Below are 19,287 nucleotides of genomic sequence, written 5' to 3'. Positions count from 1 at the left end.
TGAGATTAGAGATTAACCGCTAGATACTTAGCGTCCATATTCACTCATAACCCCTTTATATCTGCGGAAACTGGCTTTATGCCCGTTTGCTTTCTTCTGGCCCGCACAGCCTGATAAATAGTCGCCATTATGGTTTAATGGTTAAAAACAGGGCAGCTATGCCAATAATGTCTGTGGGATTAAATTAAGGTGAACAATGTGCGTAAAACGACGTTAGTTATATTCATGTTAGGGCTACTTGTGGCCTGCGATAAAATGCAAACCCTTTCTGAAGCGGCGCAAGTGGAGCGCACTATCCGCCAAGAGGTGAAGCGCGATGTTACGGGGTTAACTGCGCTAACTCAGGCGGCAGATGAAACCGAGTATGATGGCTTCGCCTGGCGGCGGGGCGAGACTATTCAAATTCGCCAGCGCCAAAACGGTGAGTTAACGCTGTTAAAGGACGTGCAAGCCCCTGAGATTATTGCGACTGCGGTAAAACACAATATTCCCAGTTTTAGTGTGGTGCGTTATCAGCAAGGTTGGTTAGTGGTGTTTCGTACCTACGTCAGTAGCCATTGTCAGGTCGTCTATGCGTATGCTTATCACGGCAAATTGGATAACACGCCGCAATGTAGTGATGCAGTATTTGCTGAGCAGGCGAATGGTAAGTGCCAAAGCCCCATCAATGATGAGTGGCAAGTATTTAAAGAATGGTTTTTTGCCGAGTCACTGGTTGCTGAAGGTAATCCGGTATGTGCGGCTAAAGTAGCGCAAGGCTGGCAGGCGCCATTGCAAAATATCAATTAAAAGCCGTTTTAATCTGTATTGCAGTGCGTTTGTACATTCAATTTAAGTGTGAGCGTGAAGTTGCTACACTCTGATTCTAATAGTGTTAGTAATATTTTTTACATTCATTTAATGATGTTAGATTATTGCAAAAAATGGCTTAGATTTTATATTGATTTGGCTTGATACAGCGGTGTCGTTTAATAGGGGCAAGCGATTAAATAAGTTTCCATAAAAAAATTTTAAAGAGATAGTGTACTGAATTCGGAACTATGACGTTTAATATTAATATATCCGTATGACATATCTGCACAGTAGTTGTGAGAATACCTAAAAATTGGTTAACTATTAATAATTACTGGTGCGTTTTAAGCAAAATGCACCAGTAATATGAATGTTTTACTTTTTGATTCTGCGTCTTAGAGCTAAACCTGCTAGTCCGAAGCCAAATAATGCTAGTGATACAGGTTCAGAAACACTAACGTTAGTACATTGTGGTTGGTTAGGGTTCAAAGTACAGGAATCAACAGCTTGTTGGCCGATACCAAATGAAAAGTTATCCCAAGTAGTGACACCACCAGGATCTGTTCCGCCGACTCTTAAGGAAGAAACAAAAGTTGTTGGGTCAAAAACCACGCCAAAGAATTCACTATGGCCGGACCCTAATGTAGAGTTGAAATCGAAGAGGGTTTCTAAACCAGTGTTAGCATCAGTTAATATTAACTGCATACCACCACCATCATTATCATAAACATCAAAAGCTACTGCATTTACAGGGCTTGTGAAAAAGACATCAAAACTAATTCTTGATGCGCCATTTCTCGACCCGCCTATCGCTGGTCCGCTGCCAAGAGCGCTAGAGTTTGAAATGCTAATACTACTTCCGTTACCTATGTTTTTATACACATTACCTGCAGTGGTTGTAATACCGTTTGCACCTGTGCCAGTTGCGCCGATAATAGTGTCTAATGTATGCGAAAATAATAGAGCTTCCCAAGCAGACCTTGCTTCAGTAACTGACATAGTTACACCATTATTTAAAACATTAGATCCTTGTACTGTGATTATTGCTGCGTTGCTAGCAGTAGATCCTGATATAGCTATAGCTGCAATTAAATATTTGATTAGTCTCATAATTTATTCCATTAAGTAAAAATTGCAAGTTTTTAAGCATTTTTCGCGCCAAATTTCATGTCATTGTTTTTATTGAGTAATATTTTAAACATCAATTTAATGTGTAAATTTTTCTGACGGTGTAGCGTATTCATTAGTTTGAAATGGAAAACTAAGTTAGAGGATACTATTACTTTAATTTTTTATCGCGACACTTTCTTTTTGCAAAAAAAAGTGTTTCACCGCAAGGTGACATTTTGCCTCAGCTGATGCGCCAAAAAAGAGCGAATTAATTCGCTGAACGTAAATTTCTCGACTATTTTTTAGTGAAAACGACTAACTTAGTTTCAGTGCGATTTTTTAACATGCTGTTATTTATAGACTTATTAAGTTGGCTGTATTTTTGCAATGTTCCATATAACGTAATTACTTGTGAGCACTATTTATGAAACTGAGCACCTTAACCCTGGCTGTTAGCCTTACTTTAGCTGCCTGTTATGTTGGCGGTGTTATGCCTTTTTCCGCGGAGGCGGCAGAAACTGCCACGCAAAATGCGGAAGATATTTCCAAAGTGAATGGCAGTATTAAAGTGGCCGCCGGCAGCGTAGCGGGCGAGGTTAGCACCGTTAATGGCAGCATCAATTTAGCGGAGGATAGTCAGGTACAATCGGCATCTACGGTAAATGGCAGTATTACTTTGGCAGAGCGAGCGCAGGTTACCGGAGATACCTCAACAGTAAATGGCAGTATTAAACTGGCCTCAGGTAGCAAGGTGATGGGCGAACTGAGTACGGTGAATGGCGACATGGTGATCAACGGCAGTACCGTAGCGGGCGATGTTAGTACGGTGAATGGCACCTTGAAAATTGAAGGCAGCCAAATCGCTGGAAATCTAACGACGTTAAACGGTAATGTTAGTTTACTGGCAGGCTCAGTAGTACAGGGCGATCTGGTTTATGCCGAGCGCACTGCCCGCAAAAGTTGGTTTAGCTGGTTTGGTAATGATAAGCATAAACCGGCAACCTTAACCATCAGTGCCGATTCAAACGTGCAGGGGCAGATCATCTTAAAACAAGAGGTGAATTTGAAATTAGAAAATGCCGCACTGGCAGCACGCGTGGTAAAGCAATACACCGAGTAGCGGGCCAAAAAAAGCGGCAGGTTTTCCAGCCTGCCGTTTTTAGCGAATCATGAAACGTGTAAAGCCTTAACGCAGTGGAGTGGCGTGCGCCGCACCGCGGAATACCGCGTTGATATACAACAGATGCATGCCGTCGACATAGGCACGGAAATTAGGCTCTTGTGTAAACGCAATAACCTGGCCACGACCTTGCGCTTGCACCATTAACAACGGTTTATGCGCAATTTGCTGGCGATTTTCTTCCCAAACAAAACCCCCGGCAACAAGCTTTTCTGGTGATGCGAAAGTCAGTACATTGCGACCATGTGCCAGCGTTAGTGGCTGATAGATATAATTGCCAACAAAGATGCTGTTCACATTCGCTGGCACCCCAGCGGTTAGCCAATGATCTTGGTCTACTTCGGCTCGCGCTAAAAATCCAGACACGCTATCAGGCTGCGCTTGAAATGCTTCTAAGCGCTGCTGATACAGTTCACGGTTTTCTAGTAGCATACCGGCGACTTGCGCTTCAGCTTCAGGTTTCTTTTGCTCACTGACTTTAAATTCCCGCTTGCTATTCAACAGCGGCTTATCACCTTGGATCAACCAATCGGTTGCATTACCCAGCGCCACTAACACACCGCCGCGACTAACAAAGTCGTGAATTTTTTGTTGAGCTTGAGCTCCCAAAGCTTGATTATAATTGCCTTGGCTTGCTGGCAAGATCAGTACGTCGTAATGGCGCAGTTCAGCACGTAACAGTTGTGCCGGGCGAATAGCCGTTACCGGGTAATCAATGCCTTTTTCTAAGACAAAACGCGCGCTACCGGCACTTAATGGGTTCGCCGGTTCATCCCATAACAGGGCCACTCTAGCATTAGGGATGTTCTGCACATTGCCTGAACCAAAATTTGGCCCATCTTTAATCCAGCTACTATTAATGCCGGTAACATTAGCGCCGCTGCTCTGTGCAAGCTGTTGAATTTTACTAGCTAACTGCGGGTTATCGGCATGGCTTAAAATTAAACTGCCAGCGGGATAACGTACACCATTGCTGTGCGTAAATGGTAAGTCACTGCTTTTAACCGTTAAACCTTGCTGCAGTGCGTGGCTTAACAAGCGCGCAGCCGCCATATCGCCCCAAGGTACAATGAAGCCATAACTGGCATCGGTATTCGTGACTTTACCGGCTAAGGTGGTCTCTGGGCCCACGATTGTGTTGGCAACGTCTACCGCGCGGTTACAACGGTTTACTTCCAGGTTATACATCAACGGTAATGACCAGGCGGTCACGTCATAAATTTCATCAGGCAGGTTTTTCGAGCGACGGTCTTGCTGGCGAGCAATAAAGGCTTCAGCCATTTTGACGTCGTCATCTAGCAGATTGCGAATTAACTGATAAGTTGACTGCGCGGCATTAACCACGTAAGCGCCTTGCTGATAACTGTTACCACAAGCCCGAAAATCGACCGTGGCTTGGTTAACGGTAATGCCGTGTTGGGTGAGCACGCCCATTAATTTTTGGTGGCCAGCGGCATCACGGGTGGCAGGGAAAATATAGCTGCGGATGCCATCTTTCTCACCCTGAGTGAGCGATGTTTGCCGATAGCTGTAAAAGCGCTGTAATAGGTCTTTGGCGCGCTTACTGGCGGTTTCAAGCGTAGACATATAAGCGATAAAGTTACGTTGTACGCCATCGGCATACGTTAAAATGCTGCCATCGGTACGGCGATAGTTATGGCCGCGAGCTGAGCCCATTTCGTAGGTTGTGGCGATGCCGCCATAGTACAGTGGCCAGCTGGCACCGTAGCCAGGATACATGGCATCAAAAATTTCCCGAGTAAAATAATCATAGCCAAGCTGATCAAACCATTTGGCGTTGTTTTGGCCTAACCAATCTAAGCTTTCACGCTGTGCACCGGTGACCAGTGGGTTGTAAGGTTCTGCTTCTGGGCTGAAGTAAAAACTTTGATCGCCGCCCATTTCATGCGAATCGACAAAGATCAGCGGAAACATCTGCTGTAACACTCTTACCTGATTTTTGATTTCAGGTTGGGTCAGCGAGATCCAATCGCGGTTCATATCAAACAGATAATGATTGGTGCGGCCATTTGGCCAAGGTTCGTTTTGCTCTGCTGAGAAACGATCTGCGGAGTGCGCGATACCGACTGTGGCGTAATAACGGCTAACAAAGCGGTTGCGGCCATCCGGGTTTTGCATAGGCTCGATATACACCAGGGTATTGGTCAAGATGGCTTGGGTTTGAGCGCTTTGGTCTGCGAGTAAATGATAGGCTAGGCCCATCAGCGCTTCCGGTGGGCTAATTTCGTTACCATGCACGCCGCCGGCAAGCCACACATTGGCGGGTAAGCTATTAATTAGCGCATCTGCAGAGGCTTTGTTTAAGTTACGTGGATCGGCCAAACGGCGCATATCACTTTCTAAACGGTCTAACTTGGCCAGGTTATCAGCACTACCAATCACCGCATAAAATAACGGCCGACCTTGCCAACTTTCGCCATACTTCACTAATTTGATGCGCTCTGGGTAACTGCTGGCCAGGGTTTCAAAATAACTTAAAATCTCAGCTGGCGCTGAAATGCGCTCGCCCAGCGCATGCCCTAAGCGTTGCTCAATTGAGACAACATCGTTTTGATATTGACTATCGGGAAAAAACGGCACTGTTGTTGGCGAAGCCGCCATGGCTAATGTCGGAAACGCAAGGCAACTTGCGAGATATAAGGCGCGCATAAATTAGCATCCTAAAAACGAAAAAAACTAATGTAGAAGCTCGTAAGGGTAAAGGCAAGCCGCACCTGCTAGAGTTTCGCTCAAGTTGCTATAGGCCTCGGTAAATGGCGAAATAGATTCAGATTAATCGTTTTAGCGCTTTAATGCGTAGCCTATATCAGGTGTTGTGAACAAGGGTTATGCAGCATGCGTCATGGCTTGCAACTATGATGTGTCGCCCCGAAAAGGATACTCTAATGAAACTTGTCAAATGGCTTGTGTTGTTAATGTTCAGTGCTAACGTGTTGGCAGATACCGAGGCCGCTTGGCAGGCTTGGCAAAAGGGTAAAGCACTGTTAGTGATGCGCCATGCCCTTGCGCCAGGTATTGGCGATCCAGCTAATTTTCAGCTGGCAGATTGCAGTACGCAGCGTAACCTCAATAGCCAAGGACAGCAGCAGGCGGTGGTTTGGGGGCAACGTTTGCGGCAACGGACTACTGCTCAGATCAGCGTTTATAGTAGTCAGTGGTGTCGTTGTTTAGACACCGCATCCTACATGGCAGTGGGCGAGGTGAAGCCATTACCGATACTCAATTCTTTTTTCGCTGGTCGCGGTAGTCGTAACCAGCAAACTGCAGCTTTAATAGAGTATTTTGCCAGCAGTACCGTGACGCAACCTACTGTTTTAGTGACTCATCAAGTTAACCTTACCGAGCTCACCGGCATTTTTCCGAAATCGGCCGAAGCGCTGATTATCGCCCTGCCACTAAAAAAGCCCGTAAAGGTGTTAGCGCGTGTAGCGCCTTAACGCCACTGTTTATTCGCTAAGCCGTCGTGGAGGTGTTATGTTGCAAGTAATCGGTTAAGGCTTGCACTTGCTCGGGTGTGGCCTGTAAACCCAGTTTGGTGCGACGCCATAAAATATCCTCGGCACAGTGTGCCCATTCGACGCTGCGCAAGTAATCCACTTCGGCTTGCCATAGATCAGCAAAGAAATGCTGGCCTAGATCGGTTTCGGTTTGTGCTTCTGCCAGTATGTGAAAGCTTAAGGTGCCATAGGTGCGAACCAAGCGTTGGCAAAAACTTGGCGCAAGCCAAGGGTAATGTTGCAGCAAATGCTGCTTTAGTGAGGCTTGATCAGCGAAGTCGCCGCCCGGTAAGGCACTGTCTGCGGTCCAACGTGGCCCTTGTTGCGGGAAAAAAGGCGCCAGTTGATCGACTACGGATTCAGCCAAGGTGCGATAGGTGGTGATTTTACCGCCAAAAACTGAAATTAAGGGTAGGCGATCATCCACGGTATCCAGTGCTAACTTATAGTCACGGGTGACGCTTTGCGCCGAACTGGACTCATCTTCGAGCAATGGCCGTACGCCAGCAAAACTATGCACAATGTCTGCTGTGGTAATTTTTTGTTTAAAGTAGTGATTAATCACCGCGAGCAAATAGTCTGTTTCTTCAGAGCTGATACTGGCATCTGCTGGATCCCCTTGATATTCGACGTCGGTAGTGCCAATCAGCGTAAACTGATCTTCATAAGGAATAGCAAAAACAATACGCTGATCTTCATTCTGCAAAATATAAGCTTGTGGCTGCGAATGTAAGCGAGGCACCACAATATGGCTGCCTTTGACCAAGCGAATTGCTTGCGGGCTAGGCTGTGCGAAAGCCTCACTAAACAGTTGGTTAACCCATGGCCCGGTGGAATTTACCACGGCTTTACTGTGCACGGTAAATACATCACCGTTATCTTTATGGCGTAAAGTTAAACACCAATAATCATCTTGTCGTTGGGCTTGAATGCAGCGCATATGGGTATAAATGCTAGCACCTCTGTTGCGCGCGGCACAGGCATTCAAAATCACTAAGCGGGCATCATCAACCCAACCATCGGCGTATTCAAAGCCAACTTTGATACTCGATTCGAGCGGGCTAGTGGCGTCGAATGTTACTTTGCGCGATGCCGGTAATTTACGGCGAGTGGTCAAATGGTCATATAGAAATAGCCCTAGCCAAATCATCCATACTGGGCGCAAATGGGCTTGGTAAGGTAAATAAAAGGTCAAAGGCCACATAATATGCGGTGCATTTTTTAATAGAATCTCCCGTTCGGCGAGCGCTTTTCTGACCAAGTTAAATTCAAAATGCTCCAAATAGCGTAAGCCACCATGGATCAATTTACTGCTTTTAGATGACGTAGCAGAAGCTAAATCGGCTTGTTCGCACAGCAAGACCTTTAAACCGCGCCCGGCGGCGTCGTTAGCAATACCGGTACCGTTAACGCCACCGCCTATCACCACCACATCTACTTTCATGATCAAGTTAGACTTCCTTCTGTTTGCTGATGAGGTTTAATAGCTACGCTGAGGCTTCTCTAAATAATAGACTGATTACTAAGTTAAATCGTTGCTTGGTAAACGAACTTGTGCCACTGCATGTTGCCATTTGGCATACAGTTGCTGCCGTTCGCTGGCGCTAATGGTGGGTTCAAAGCGTCGCTCACAATGCCATAACTTAGCTAGTTCTGCAGTAGAGCTAAAAACCCCACAGTGCAAGCCGGCTAAATAGGCGGCGCCCAGCGCGGTGGTTTCGGTGTTGTCGGGCCGCTCAACAATAGCACCTAAAATATCGGCCAAAAAGGCTAATACCCAGTTATTGCTGACCATACCGCCATCGACCCGCAACACGGTTGGTCGCAGGCCGTCTTTTTCCATGGCTTTTTGGAGGTCTTTGGTTTGATACCCCACTGATTGTAACGCAGCGGCTACAATTTTATCGATGCCGGTATCGCGGGTTAAACCAAGAATAGCGCCTCTGGCGTTGGCATCCCAATACGGAGCGCCTAAACCGGTGAATGAGGGAACTAAGAACACGCCATGGTCATGGGATACATGTTGCACCATGGTTTCACTCTCGCCCGCGTTGCGTAATAATTTTAAGCCTTCCACAATCCACTGCATGGTGGCTCCGGCCATAAAAATGCTGCCTTCGATGGCATAGGTGACCTTGCCATCTAAGCGATACGCGATAGTGGTGAGCAGCTTATTGGCCGATTTTAGAGGCTTTTCGCCGGTGTTAAGCATTAAAAAGCAGCCTGTGCCATAGGTACTTTTAGCCATACCGGGCTCAAAACAGGCTTGACCAATCAGCGCTGCTTGTTGATCACCTGCCATGCCGCCAATCACAATAGGCTGACCAAACAAGGCGGCCTCAGTTTCGCCAAAATAGGCTGCACTATCCATGACTTCGGGTAGCATACTGGCTGGGATGTCAAAGACCTCGAGTAGCTCAGGGTCCCATTGCTGGTTATGAATATTAAATAGCAGGGTGCGAGAGGCATTAGTGGCATCGGTGCGATGCACTTTACCTGCGGTCAGTTGCCAGAGTAAAAAGCTGTCTACGGTGCCAAAAGCGAGCTCGCCGCGTGCGGCTTGTTGTTGGGCGCCGGGGACGTTATCTAAGATCCAGCGGATTTTGCTGGCAGAAAAATAAGGGTCGAGTAATAAACCGGTTTTGCTACTGATCAGCTCGACAAATTCGGGCGTGCGCAATTGTTCACAATAGTCATTGGTGCGTCGATCTTGCCAGACGATGGCCGGATAAAGGGTTTTGCCGGTGCTTTTGTGCCACACCAGCGTGGTTTCGCGTTGATTGGTAATGCCCAAGGCTTTGACCTGAGCCGCCGTGATTTGTTGCTTAGCGAGTACCTGTTGGCAACAACGCAGCACCGACCCCCACAGATCCTCGGGTTTGTGTTCTACCCAGCCATTTTTTGGAAAATGTTGCTCCAAGGTCTCACTGGCACTGGCCAGTAGTTGGCCTTGTAAGTTGAACAGAACGGCTCTAGAGCTGGTCGTACCTTGGTCGATTGCCAGTAAATACTCTGCCATGGGGTTCCCGTCGCATGGATCTGAGCATAGCCACATCGCTGCTAGCGCTTTAGAGTTAGTGCCACTAACAGCTACGTCGACTCATGCTAGAAATAAGATAAGTGACTTTAATATAAACACAAATTGGCTATAACCGTAAGTGAAACTGAGTATTTAACTGCTTTAAATTTCTTATTCGGTCGCTTGGCACCTTTTTTATTCGCTTTCTTGAAACTCCGTATACAACAACTCTAGATGCGCCAGTTGCTTCTTTGCTTGTTGCCGTTTCCTGCCGAATAGCCACCAACCTATAGCGCAGCCTGGGAGCACTAAGAAGCTATATACTTGTAGCAAGATGTTTGGAACTTGCGCTGGCTGCCACCAGGCTAGGCCCCACAGCGTTATCACAAACAATAGCAACGCAAAGCAACTGTATTGGTTGTAACGCAAATAGCACACTGACGTGCGGCATTTTTTTAAGCGAAATTGCAGCAAGCCTTGGCTACTCCAGTCAGAATAATTGAGTAAGGGGCGGTGCAGGCTCACGCTGGTCAGTACGATACTTATGGCGCCGGCAAACAAAAATAGCGCTGCGAACATATCCAAAAGTGTTCGTTCACCGAACAATTGGCTGCTGCCCATTATTAGCAGTAGCCCCGCAGCAGTGAGTTCGGCCCAATATTGCCAACGTTGATAATTTTGCTGGCGTTTTGCGGCACGTAAATCCGTGGCCAGTGGCTGCGTTGGTTGTTGCTGCCACGCTTTGCTGAGCTGCTTAAAATCAAAGGGCGGTTGCATGTTGCAAGATCTCCTGTAAAGCCGTTTTGGCGCGATTCATTCTTACTCGCACGGCACCGTAACTGATGCCGAGAATATCGGCGATCTCTTTCTCATCAATATCTTCCATCGCCAAGGTAAGTACTTGCCGATGGGATAGTGCCAATTGCCGCACGGCTTGTAACAACACATTGTTTTGTTGCTGTGAGGAAAATGCCACTGAGGGGCAGTCGCTTTGTAACTCATTGAGATGCTGCTCTTCTAGCGGCTGCCAAGCCATGCGGGTTGCGCCGGCGATATGGTCGACCACTACGTTATGCACAATTCGAAACAAATAGGCGCGTTTGTTATCTACTTGGCTTAATTTCTCTGCGGATCGATGTAAGGCCAGATAGGCTTCTTGTGCTAAATCTTGGCGTAAAGACGGATCGGCCTCATAGCTCATTAAGGTGCGGCTAATTGCTGCTTGATACTGCAGCCAAAGTTGAAGTGCGAGATCAACAGTCATAATGCCTTACTAAAACCATAGCGACTTATCCTTAAATGATTCGGCTCTGCATCGCCTGATCGCGCGTGAGCCATTTTTAGTTCTAGTCTGCCGCAACGTGCTAACTGTTACAAAAATAAAAATAATTTTTTTTGTAACAGTTTTTTCAACTCGCACGACTTAACAGATAACCGACAAAAGACTCACGCAACAACAGGAGCGCGTAATGAGGAAGGATATTATCAAGCCGTTATTGTTTTCGGCACTACTGAGTCAAAGTGTGCTGGCTGAAACGGTGCTTTACCACAATGCAACGGTCATCGAGCCGGCCACACAGCAACAAACCCGTGATGCTTGGTTGTTAGTCGCAGATGGGCGCATTGTGCAAACCGGGCAAGGTGCGTTACCTAACGCAGTCACGCAGATCGATTTACAACAGCAGTATGTGTTGCCGGGGCTGGTGGATGCTCATTTGCATATGACCGCAGGGCCGCATCGGGTAGAAATGCGTAACGGCCAACCGGTGTTAGCGGTGACGGGCACGCCAGAGCTTACGCAGTACCATGCTTTAACCACCTTAGCGGCGGGTGTGACCACCATTTTTAATCCTGCCGGTGAAGCGGCCGCCAATGCGCATTATGTTGCCAAGCAGCAACATGGGGCTTGGCTAGGGCCTAGAATGCTATACGCCGGTGAAGTGTTTGAGCCAACCCCCATTATTGGCGGTTCAGTTTATCCGAGTACTGAGGCCAGTTGGCAAACCGAGATCGCACGGCAGCAAGCACTGGGTGTCAACTTTATAAAGTTATATCAGGGCTTAACGCGAGCCGAACTGGCACAAGGCATTAAGTTAGCAAAAGCGGCGGGCTTAAAAACCATCGCGCATTTAGATGGCGTGAGCTGGCAATATGCGGCCGATTTGGGTATTGATGCTTTAACGCATGCTTTACCGACTAGTGCCGAGTTGTTAGCTGAGCCTGCGCGTACCGAGTATTTAGCACTGCGCAAGAACCCTTACGACACCCGCTATGTTTATCAGTGGTTTGAGTATGTCGATTTTGACAGCCCAGCCTTACAAAGGTTGTTTCGTACTTTGGCTGAGAAACAGATTCGGGTGGATCTGACTGCGACCTTCAATGAATTGCTCTATCACTTTGCGGATTCAAACCAATTATATCCAGAGCAAGCGCTCAGCGTATTGCATCCTGATGTGCGGCAAAGCTGGCGCGCCAATATGGGCATGTTGGTATACAACTGGACCGAGCAAGATTTCGCAGCTGCACAACAGCAACTACCCAAAGTACTGGAGTTGATCCGCCGCCTGTATGAAGCTGGTGTACCTTTATTACTGGGCACCGATGCGGTCAGTAGTGGCCCATTTTTATTGCGTGAAATGCAATTACATCAACAAGCAGGCCTAACCTCTTGGCAGGTACTGCAATTAACCACCAGTGATGCAGCACGCCACTTGGGTTTGGGCCAAGAAATTGGCCAGTTGAGTGCAGGCTATGCGGCAGACTTTATCGTGTTGGCAGATAACCCCTTGCAGGATTTAAGCGCATTACAACGTATTCAGAGCGTGGTGCAAGGCGGCAAACTGCACACTGTGGCCTCGTTACAAAACGCGGCTAACCCATTTTTACCCACAGCCGGCATTGCGGCTAACACCACCACCAAGTAAGGAGCCCCATCATGGATACCATTAATGCCTTCATCGCTGAACTACAACAAATGAACACCCTTGGGTTAGTGGGTTTTGGTTTGGTGTTTCTGGCCGTCTGGTTTTTACCCAGCGTGTTAGCGGCCATCTTTAATCGGCAGCATTTGGGTAAGATTGCGCTGTTAAACATTCCGGCAGGCATGTCTTGGATAGCGTGGTTTGCTCTGCTCGCTTGGGCGGTAACGGGCAAACTGAGTCATAAGCTCGCCGCAAAAGCAAAGTTAGCCCCTGTGAGTAAAGTCGAGTCATAAACCAAGTGACACAGCGGCTGACGATAAAGCCGCTGTGTTAGCGCAAGTTAATGGCATAAAGCGCCAAGCCTTGCATTTGCTGCTGGCGCAAGCCCTTTAATTGCTGACAAATAAGTTGTTGATAGGGTTTAAATGCAGAATGAACCTCTACGCGTAACAGCTGATCTTGATACTTTAGTTGCTGATCAGCCTGCATGTCGAAGCTAGCACATTGTTTAAACTGTGCAAACTCAGGTAACAGGATGCTTTGGCAGTGCAGACTAAAGGCAATAGCTAACCCCGCTAAATCGGCATCACCAAAATACAGGCTAGGTTTACCGGTGTGTTGCCATGCGTCGTTCAGGGCTTTGCCACCGGTACTATAGTGGCTATCGCCCCGATAGATCACCAACGGGTTTGGGTAGCGGTGGTGTAAGCGAAAGCGCGTGAGCTGATAAAAACAATCGAGGTTTTCGACGATGACTAAGGCGTCATACTCGCTTAGCTGCAGCTCACGCCAATCAAGATCAACGGTTGCTATGGTTAACCCCGTTTGCGAGATGGCAGTATTCAGCCTCAGCAATACTCTGTTTTGTCGCGGGCTTGCCCCGGCACTTTTCAGCTCTTGGTTAGCGTACTGAGCTTGCTGCAGCCGATCTTGCTCACAGACCTTAGCGCGAAAACAGACTTGCTGTAATTGCAATTGTGCTTCGGCAATGTGTGCCAATAGCGGCAGAGTAAACTGCACAACGGGTAAGTTGGCGCTGTGGCTTGGCAGTAACTGTTGCTCGATACACCAAGCAATAACCTGTCGAGCGACTTTGCCCTTGCTGCTAATGGCAACCTGACCATCGCGCTTAAGGCGCTGCTCTAGCTGTGCCAGCCAGTTCAGCGCCTGTAAGCCGAGTGCCGCCTGCATTAGGCTGCCTTTAAACCAATATTAATATCGCGGATCAGCAACAGGCCGTTAAAGGCACTGGCTGGGGCTTCTTCGCGTGTGATGCTAAACATCTGTTTTTCATCTAGCGGTAACGCCTGATATTCGGCTATGATCTGATACAGCCAGATCTCGCTATCCCAGCTTAATTGCTGAGTGCTCAGATAATCTAAGGCACTGATCTTGCCGCCTTGATCAATCACCCTCAGATAGAAGTTTTCAACATCCGTTTTTAGCGCTTGCTGACGCGCAGCAATTTCTTCGTCTTGCAGCAGCAAGCTAAAGCTGGCGCTTTGTGTATCGGTTATGATCACGCTGCTTGGGCGTGGTAGCGCTCTGACTAATTCTGCCAGCACTTGTCGCTCTGTGGCCTTATCTAGCGCAATGGCGGCTTGCGGTTTAATACTGGCAGCTTGGTTAAACAAGCTAGGCACGTCACTGCGATGAGGATAATCAGCAGGCTGATATTTAGGGTGCTGCCGTAAAAACGCGGCCATATTGGCAATTAACAACGAGCGTGCTTGCTGTTGGCGGAATTTTGCCAGCAATTCGACCAAGCGTTTTTGTACTTCTAACAAGCTGCTGTGATGCGAGCTGAGTTGGTTTTGCAATTGACTGACCAGCAGTTTTCGCAGGTGATTATTCCCTTCCGACAACTCAATCAGTTCGTGAAAGTCGAGTAAATCTAAACCATCGAGCAAGCGGCGTAATTGTTTTTGCGCGCGTTCGTTTTCACGAATTTTATCATCGAGGCTACTGACAAAGCCAAAGTCGCTGTTAAGCCGATGCCATAAGCTGTCGATGGCTTCTTCAAACTGGCCACTTAAGTCATGCACATGTTCGGTTAAGCGTTGCAGTTGTAGCTCGGCCACGCTGTAATCGCCTTTAAACTGGGCATCACGATAGGCTTGTACTCGGTTGCGGATCTGCTCTAGCTTTTCAGCAACGTCGGCATTGATCTGACGGCGGTTTTCATCAGCCACCATACTGGCAATTAATTCACTAACTAATGGCCGTAGCGCCAACGGTTGCTGTTCATCTGGGCGCCATAAGATGCGCGCGGCAATCAGTTTTTTTAACGCCCCTTCGCTAAAAGCACTTTCGTCAATAAAGCCATCGACATAACCTTGCATCAAGGCTTTATGATGCTTGCCCAATAACGCTAAACGTTCAGCGCCGATGCTAAATAGGTTCGAGGCGATTGCCGGTTCTAAAGGCGCCATTAGATCAGCGCCTCTTGAGTGGGGGTGTCATCAACCGGTAAATGCTCTTCATCGCGGATAAAACGAATGAGATCAATAAGGTAATCAATTTTACCGGTAACCACATAGTATTGGCGTTCAGCGTGAGGTTGTAATAAGTAACCGTGCTCTTTTAAGCGGCGGAAAATCAGTTTAACCTGGTTATCTAACTGCTCGCTTTGGCTATTGAAAAAGCGATCGCTGGCAAGCGTATTTAAACGCTGGCGCAAGCTTTGGTTATCTTCGGTGCGCAGCACAAACTCTTGCAATTTAATTGTATCACCGGCGGTCAGCGCACTGTCGCGGCCTAAGGTTTCTTGCACCAGTTGTAGCCACTCTAATAACGGCAGCAAAGATTGTACGGTTAAAGAAAATTGGCTGCTTAAGTGTTCACGTGCCTCTTTAGTTAGCTCATGAAACCCCAAGAAATACACACTGTGATCATCGTTACTGACTAAGCGGCGATTCAGTGGGCGCAAATAATGATTAATCTCTTGCTGCGTTTGTTCCTGGCTTAAATGTCGATAAGCATCTTCATCAGTGATCTGACAAATAAAATCACCGGCCAGCAGGCGCTCTAATAAAGGTCCATGTTGTAACATTAGCTTACCTCCTGCTGTTTCTGGGCTAATCGCTCGGCTAAACGACTGACTTTCGGCTGAATGCGTTTAAGCTGGCGCTGGCTTGGATCTTGTTGGCTCGGCTCAATTAAATAGCGATGTTGAAACAGCATTAACACGTCGGATTCTGGATTAGGGAAAGCACCCACAATGACAATATCGTTGCTGCTACAGGCCGCAAACAGTTTTTCGACGTTGTGATAGGCCAAGGTGCCAATTTCATCAATAGGCCAGTGGATCATCACTTTAGCTTCGCCACGTAAGAGACGGGTGAACGCTAATAAGTACTTACATAAAATCAGGTAAGCCATACCATGACTAGACGATTCAAGCAGTTGCCGATCGTTTTTAATGACTAATTCCGAGCCCCCTTCGCTTAAATGTAGCTCTAACCTGAGCAGCGATTCGATGCTGTATTGCTCGTCAGCGCGCAGTAAATCGACCACATCAGCTAAGGCATTCAAATAATGTTCTGATGGCAAAGCCTTACCTGACGCCGCCCAATCATCATACAATTTGGCGAACTGTTTCAATGGCTGCCAAAAGCCCAACTCGTCAATGGTTGATAAAATACGTACTTCAGAGCGGCTAATACCTTCTAGTACCAGATCATCCGCCACCGCTTCACTTAAACGGCGGCTTTGCAGCGCAATACGGCGGTTAATATCACTAAACACCGTGAAGAATTTCTTTAAATCGCCGCCAATGTTCTCGCCCATTTCAAGTAACTGCTGTTGCGCGCCTTTTAAGATTTCTAGCAGGTTTTGCAAAATAGGCAGTTGTTGGCGTTTACCGGCGTAATCCGGCAATTTGCGTTTTTCATGCTCGAGCCGGTCTAAAAACTCTGGGCCAGCATCTTTGCTCAGCACGGTTTCAAATTGCTCGAAGGCAAATTTTAAAGCGCTATCCAATTTGCTTCGCTGCTCTAAGGCTTCATTGGCGCGAGCTAAGCGCTCAACACTGTCGGCAGACGGTGCCATGGATGAAGGGGTAATACTGGCTAAATGCAGTTCTTGCAGTTTAGTGAGTACCGGTTTTAATTGGTTAAGTAACTGCTCTGCTTGGCTCATCAACTCTTGTTGCTGGCGTTTTTGTTCTTCCAGCTGCTTTTGGCGAGCACTGTATTCTGCTTTTAACTGCTCTAAAGCTTGTTTACCGCTGCGTTGTTGTTGTTTTAATTCGGTTTCTTGAGCGAGCAACTGGGGCCGCAATTGTTGCCAATCCAGCGCCATAAATTTTTGCCAATTATTCAGTTCATCATGACGATTCTCTGTGGCTTTGATGTCAGTTTTTAGCTGATCTTGTTTTTGCTTCAGCTCAGTTAAACGACGCGGATCAATGCCTTTTGCCGATAACTCTTCATTAAAGGCTTGTTGCAGATCTTTAATTTGGTTTTTGTTATCGTCGCGTTTGTGCTCAAGTTGACGCTCTAATTCGTCAATTTGTTCATCAAAAACGTATAACTCTGCTTGCCAGTCGGTTTTTAATTCAAGCTTTTGGCTTTGATGATCTTCTTTTAGCGCGCCTAAATCAGCTTGTTGCTGCTGCTTTAATTTTTCCAGTTGTTGCTGCTGGCTCTGCAACGTATCGCGCACACTGCTTTGCCGTTGTTTGGTTAATTCGCGTTGCTGTGCTTGTAAACGATTGCGAGCGTCACGGGCATAGTCAATGTTTTGCTCAGATTGAGTGAGTTGCCACTCGGCTTGCTCCACTTGAGCACGACACAACTCGGCCTGTTCGAAACGCTCTTTTAATAGCTTTTCGGCTTGCAGTTTGCTGGCCTGGGCTTGTTGTAGCTGTTGCTCCGCCGTTTGAATATGGTGGCGAATGGCCGCTTCATCTTGCGCATAATCAGGGGTATCAATGGCGCTGAGATCGACCTTTAAACCATAGAGGCTGTCGCTCAATTCCGCCAAATGCGGCTGTAAGTCTTGGCGTTCTAGTAAGCGCTCATCGATCACCTTGCCTAGCTTTTGCTCCCAGCCGTTATAGTGCAAGCGCAAGTAGTGGCGCAAACTACCTTGTTCCGGCGTCAGTTGTCGGTTGAGTTGCTGTAATTGTTGCTCGGCGCTATGCAGCCCCTTGCGGCTTTGCTCTAACTGCTGATTAGCCTGTTCACGCTCTTGCCGAGCCTTTTGATGCTGTTGTTGCAACTGCTGGAGTTGCCGAGCTTGTTGCTGGGCTTGCTGCTGGGCTTGTTCTAAACGCAGTTCGGCCGCACGCAATTCATCGTGTTCAACTTCGGTGAGGGGGGAAGTATTTAACTGGCTTTGAAGTACTGCAATGGTACTGCTCAGTTGCGTTAGTTGTTCAGCAAATTGTTGTTGGGCTTGTTGTAGGCGGCTTTGAAAGCTTTGCTCGAGTAGCGCCAGTTTGTTTTCTTGCTGCTCCCGAGTCTGGTCTTTTTGCTGCTGTAATTGCCGTGCTTTGGCACGATGCTGCTCACTTAAGCGATTAAATGCTTCGGCCAGTTTGGCTTTGCGCTGTTCTAATTGCCGTTCTAAATCACCATGCTGTTCCACCATTAATTGATACTGCTCGACCACTTCTTGCAAGGTGTCGCGCCACAGGGGTAGGGCATCAGTATCACGTTGCAGCTTAGGCATATCTTTGGCGTCATAATCATCGAAACGCTGTTGTAACTGATCTAAACGCGCACTGGTTTCATGCAAATCGGCTTCGGTTTTACTCAGTTTGCCATTGTGCTCAAGTTGCTGTGCATTAAAGTGTTCTTTTAATAACAGCAGTTCACCCCGTAACTGATTAACCTGCTGTTCGGCATCGGCCTTACGCAGTTTCTGCTGTTGCTCATCTTGTTGTAACAGCGGTAACAATGCACTGAGCTGCCCTTCGGCGCCATCTAACTGCAGTGCTAATTGCTTTAAGCGCTCAAAATCTTGTTGTAGCTTGTCCAACCGCATCGACTGACGCATTTGTTGGATCCACTCGCGCGCCTTGGTGTTTTTAACCTTAGTGGTAGGTAAGGTGACGCCATCTTCCTCAAAAATGGCGGCTAGCATGGCTTTTAGTGTATCCATTTTGCCTTCTTTGGCATGCACGGCACTCACCAGCTTTTCAATGTGGCGCAATTTATGGCCACTGCTAACCAAACTAAAGGTGGCAGCTAAGCGCCTTAGCTTTACGCTATCGGCGTTGTTACCACGCAATGCCGCCGCATCATTTTGAATAATACTGCGGTACTCGCTGGTGGCACTGATTTTGGCTGACACTTGCACATCCGGCCGAGCACGCATGGCGCTGGCCCAATCGCTGTAACTGAGTGCTTTTACGCCTTCATCGCTTTGAGTTAGGTAAAAGTCGCTTTGATAAGCCGCGGCCACTAAGCGATAGTCAACACCGCCTTCGCTTTTTCGGGTCAGTACCACTTGGCAAATATCACCGCTCTCGCGCTGATATTCATAAATTAAGTAGCTGTTAGAAAACGGCAGGTAAAACTCATCGAATTTTTTACGGGTTTTCGGTACTACGCGGTTGGGTTGCTCACCATAAAATACCGGCACTAAGCGTTGTAAGGTGGTTTTGCCTGAGGCATTGGTACCACAAATATTGGTGTGTTGATCCAACTGTAATTCGACCACACCGGGCAGGTGGGTATGGATTAACACAATACGAAGTAATTGAGACATAGCGCATCCTGTCGGCGGCGCGAGAATACT

Annotated in this window: 15 protein-coding genes; 5 read left to right on the top strand and 10 right to left on the bottom strand. The window is 47.5% G+C overall.

Translation table 11 applies throughout. The annotated features are described in order from the left end of the window. The first annotated feature begins 198 nt into the window (after positions 1-198). Entirely contained in the window at positions 199-789 is a 591-nt protein-coding gene (locus JAO78_RS05955) for a hypothetical protein (protein ID WP_226750447.1), read from the top strand. A gap of 378 nt (positions 790-1,167) precedes the next feature. On the opposite strand, the gene JAO78_RS05950 is transcribed toward JAO78_RS05955, so the two are convergent. Then, a complete protein-coding gene (locus tag JAO78_RS05950) occupies positions 1,168-1,902 on the bottom strand; it encodes a PEP-CTERM sorting domain-containing protein (protein WP_226750446.1) in 735 nt (244 codons plus the stop codon). Positions 1,903-2,326: 424 nt separating this feature from the next. On the opposite strand from JAO78_RS05950, the gene JAO78_RS05945 reads away from it, so the two are divergent. Continuing rightward, positions 2,327-3,022: a DUF4097 family beta strand repeat-containing protein gene (locus JAO78_RS05945; RefSeq protein WP_226750445.1), complete on the top strand. Its 696-nt coding sequence runs from the start codon at positions 2,327-2,329 to the stop codon at positions 3,020-3,022. 66 nt (positions 3,023-3,088) lie between these two features. Here JAO78_RS05945 and JAO78_RS05940 read toward each other — a convergent pair whose 3' ends face one another. Further along, positions 3,089-5,752 (bottom strand): M14 family zinc carboxypeptidase, encoded by a 2,664-nt coding sequence (locus JAO78_RS05940; protein ID WP_226750444.1) that lies wholly within the window; start codon positions 5,750-5,752, stop codon positions 3,089-3,091. Positions 5,753-5,988: 236 nt separating this feature from the next. Here JAO78_RS05940 and JAO78_RS05935 point away from each other — a divergent pair, with 236 nt between their 5' ends. After that, on the top strand, positions 5,989-6,540 hold the full coding sequence (locus JAO78_RS05935) for a histidine phosphatase family protein (RefSeq protein WP_226750443.1): 552 nt from the start codon (positions 5,989-5,991) through the stop codon (positions 6,538-6,540). 16 nt (positions 6,541-6,556) lie between these two features. Here the strand turns inward: JAO78_RS05935 and glpD are convergent, their stop codons facing one another. From glpD to JAO78_RS05915, 4 genes are all read right to left on the bottom strand, one after another. Then, entirely contained in the window at positions 6,557-8,044 is a 1,488-nt protein-coding gene (glpD, locus tag JAO78_RS05930) for a glycerol-3-phosphate dehydrogenase (protein ID WP_226750715.1), read from the bottom strand. A gap of 78 nt (positions 8,045-8,122) precedes the next feature. Further along, positions 8,123-9,619 carry a glycerol kinase GlpK gene (glpK, locus tag JAO78_RS05925; RefSeq protein WP_226750442.1) on the bottom strand — a complete coding sequence of 499 codons (1,497 nt, stop codon included), beginning with the start codon at positions 9,617-9,619 and terminating at the stop codon, positions 8,123-8,125. A 195-nt stretch (positions 9,620-9,814) separates the two neighbouring features. Beyond that, entirely contained in the window at positions 9,815-10,396 is a 582-nt protein-coding gene (locus JAO78_RS05920) for a hypothetical protein (RefSeq protein ID WP_226750441.1), read from the bottom strand. Then, the gene (locus JAO78_RS05915) at positions 10,380-10,883 is read right to left on the bottom strand and encodes an RNA polymerase sigma factor (protein WP_226750440.1); all 504 of its coding nucleotides are present in this window, start codon (positions 10,881-10,883) and stop codon (positions 10,380-10,382) included. Before JAO78_RS05915 ends, JAO78_RS05920 begins: the two co-directional genes overlap by 17 nt. Positions 10,884-11,088: 205 nt before the next feature. Here JAO78_RS05915 and JAO78_RS05910 point away from each other — a divergent pair, with 205 nt between their 5' ends. After that, positions 11,089-12,543: an amidohydrolase family protein gene (locus JAO78_RS05910; protein WP_226750439.1), complete on the top strand. Its 1,455-nt coding sequence runs from the start codon at positions 11,089-11,091 to the stop codon at positions 12,541-12,543. An 11-nt stretch (positions 12,544-12,554) separates the two neighbouring features. Next, the gene (locus JAO78_RS05905; RefSeq protein WP_226750438.1) at positions 12,555-12,833 is read left to right on the top strand and encodes a superinfection immunity protein; all 279 of its coding nucleotides are present in this window, start codon (positions 12,555-12,557) and stop codon (positions 12,831-12,833) included. A 37-nt stretch (positions 12,834-12,870) separates the two neighbouring features. Here JAO78_RS05905 and JAO78_RS05900 read toward each other — a convergent pair whose 3' ends face one another. From JAO78_RS05900 to JAO78_RS05885, 4 genes are read right to left on the bottom strand one after another with little or no spacing between them, the layout of a single operon-like run. Continuing rightward, a complete protein-coding gene (locus JAO78_RS05900; protein ID WP_226750437.1) occupies positions 12,871-13,731 on the bottom strand; it encodes a DUF7281 domain-containing protein in 861 nt (286 codons plus the stop codon). Then, complete coding sequence (locus JAO78_RS05895) at positions 13,731-14,972, bottom strand: hypothetical protein (protein WP_226750436.1); 1,242 nt, start codon at positions 14,970-14,972, stop codon at positions 13,731-13,733. The genes JAO78_RS05900 and JAO78_RS05895 overlap by 1 nt, the downstream gene beginning before the upstream one ends. Beyond that, positions 14,972-15,592: a hypothetical protein gene (locus JAO78_RS05890; protein ID WP_226750435.1), complete on the bottom strand. Its 621-nt coding sequence runs from the start codon at positions 15,590-15,592 to the stop codon at positions 14,972-14,974. The genes JAO78_RS05895 and JAO78_RS05890 overlap by 1 nt, the downstream gene beginning before the upstream one ends. Next, the gene (locus JAO78_RS05885) at positions 15,592-19,257 is read right to left on the bottom strand and encodes an ATP-binding protein (RefSeq protein ID WP_226750434.1); all 3,666 of its coding nucleotides are present in this window, start codon (positions 19,255-19,257) and stop codon (positions 15,592-15,594) included. The genes JAO78_RS05890 and JAO78_RS05885 overlap by 1 nt, the downstream gene beginning before the upstream one ends. Between the last annotated feature and the right edge of the window lie 30 nt (positions 19,258-19,287).

The sequence above is a fragment of the Alishewanella maricola genome (assembly GCF_016343785.1).
In the GTDB taxonomy this organism is placed as follows: domain Bacteria; phylum Pseudomonadota; class Gammaproteobacteria; order Enterobacterales; family Alteromonadaceae; genus Alishewanella; species Alishewanella maricola.
Note: the sequence above shows the minus strand (reverse complement) of the source record. Positions and strands in the feature narration are given on the sequence as shown.

Coding starts and splice junctions, on each gene's coding strand:
- JAO78_RS05950 (WP_226750446.1), bottom strand. CDS start 1,902: ATGAGACTAATCAAATATTTAATTGCAGCTATAGCTATATCAGGATCT.
- JAO78_RS05945 (WP_226750445.1), top strand. CDS start 2,327: ATGAAACTGAGCACCTTAACCCTGGCTGTTAGCCTTACTTTAGCTGCC.
- JAO78_RS05940 (WP_226750444.1), bottom strand. CDS start 5,752: ATGCGCGCCTTATATCTCGCAAGTTGCCTTGCGTTTCCGACATTAGCC.
- JAO78_RS05935 (WP_226750443.1), top strand. CDS start 5,989: ATGAAACTTGTCAAATGGCTTGTGTTGTTAATGTTCAGTGCTAACGTG.
- glpD (WP_226750715.1), bottom strand. CDS start 8,044: ATGAAAGTAGATGTGGTGGTGATAGGCGGTGGCGTTAACGGTACCGGT.
- glpK (WP_226750442.1), bottom strand. CDS start 9,619: ATGGCAGAGTATTTACTGGCAATCGACCAAGGTACGACCAGCTCTAGA.
- JAO78_RS05920 (WP_226750441.1), bottom strand. CDS start 10,396: ATGCAACCGCCCTTTGATTTTAAGCAGCTCAGCAAAGCGTGGCAGCAA.
- JAO78_RS05915 (WP_226750440.1), bottom strand. CDS start 10,883: ATGACTGTTGATCTCGCACTTCAACTTTGGCTGCAGTATCAAGCAGCA.
- JAO78_RS05910 (WP_226750439.1), top strand. CDS start 11,089: ATGAGGAAGGATATTATCAAGCCGTTATTGTTTTCGGCACTACTGAGT.
- JAO78_RS05905 (WP_226750438.1), top strand. CDS start 12,555: ATGGATACCATTAATGCCTTCATCGCTGAACTACAACAAATGAACACC.
- JAO78_RS05900 (WP_226750437.1), bottom strand. CDS start 13,731: ATGCAGGCGGCACTCGGCTTACAGGCGCTGAACTGGCTGGCACAGCTA.
- JAO78_RS05895 (WP_226750436.1), bottom strand. CDS start 14,972: ATGGCGCCTTTAGAACCGGCAATCGCCTCGAACCTATTTAGCATCGGC.
- JAO78_RS05890 (WP_226750435.1), bottom strand. CDS start 15,592: ATGTTACAACATGGACCTTTATTAGAGCGCCTGCTGGCCGGTGATTTT.
- JAO78_RS05885 (WP_226750434.1), bottom strand. CDS start 19,257: ATGTCTCAATTACTTCGTATTGTGTTAATCCATACCCACCTGCCCGGT.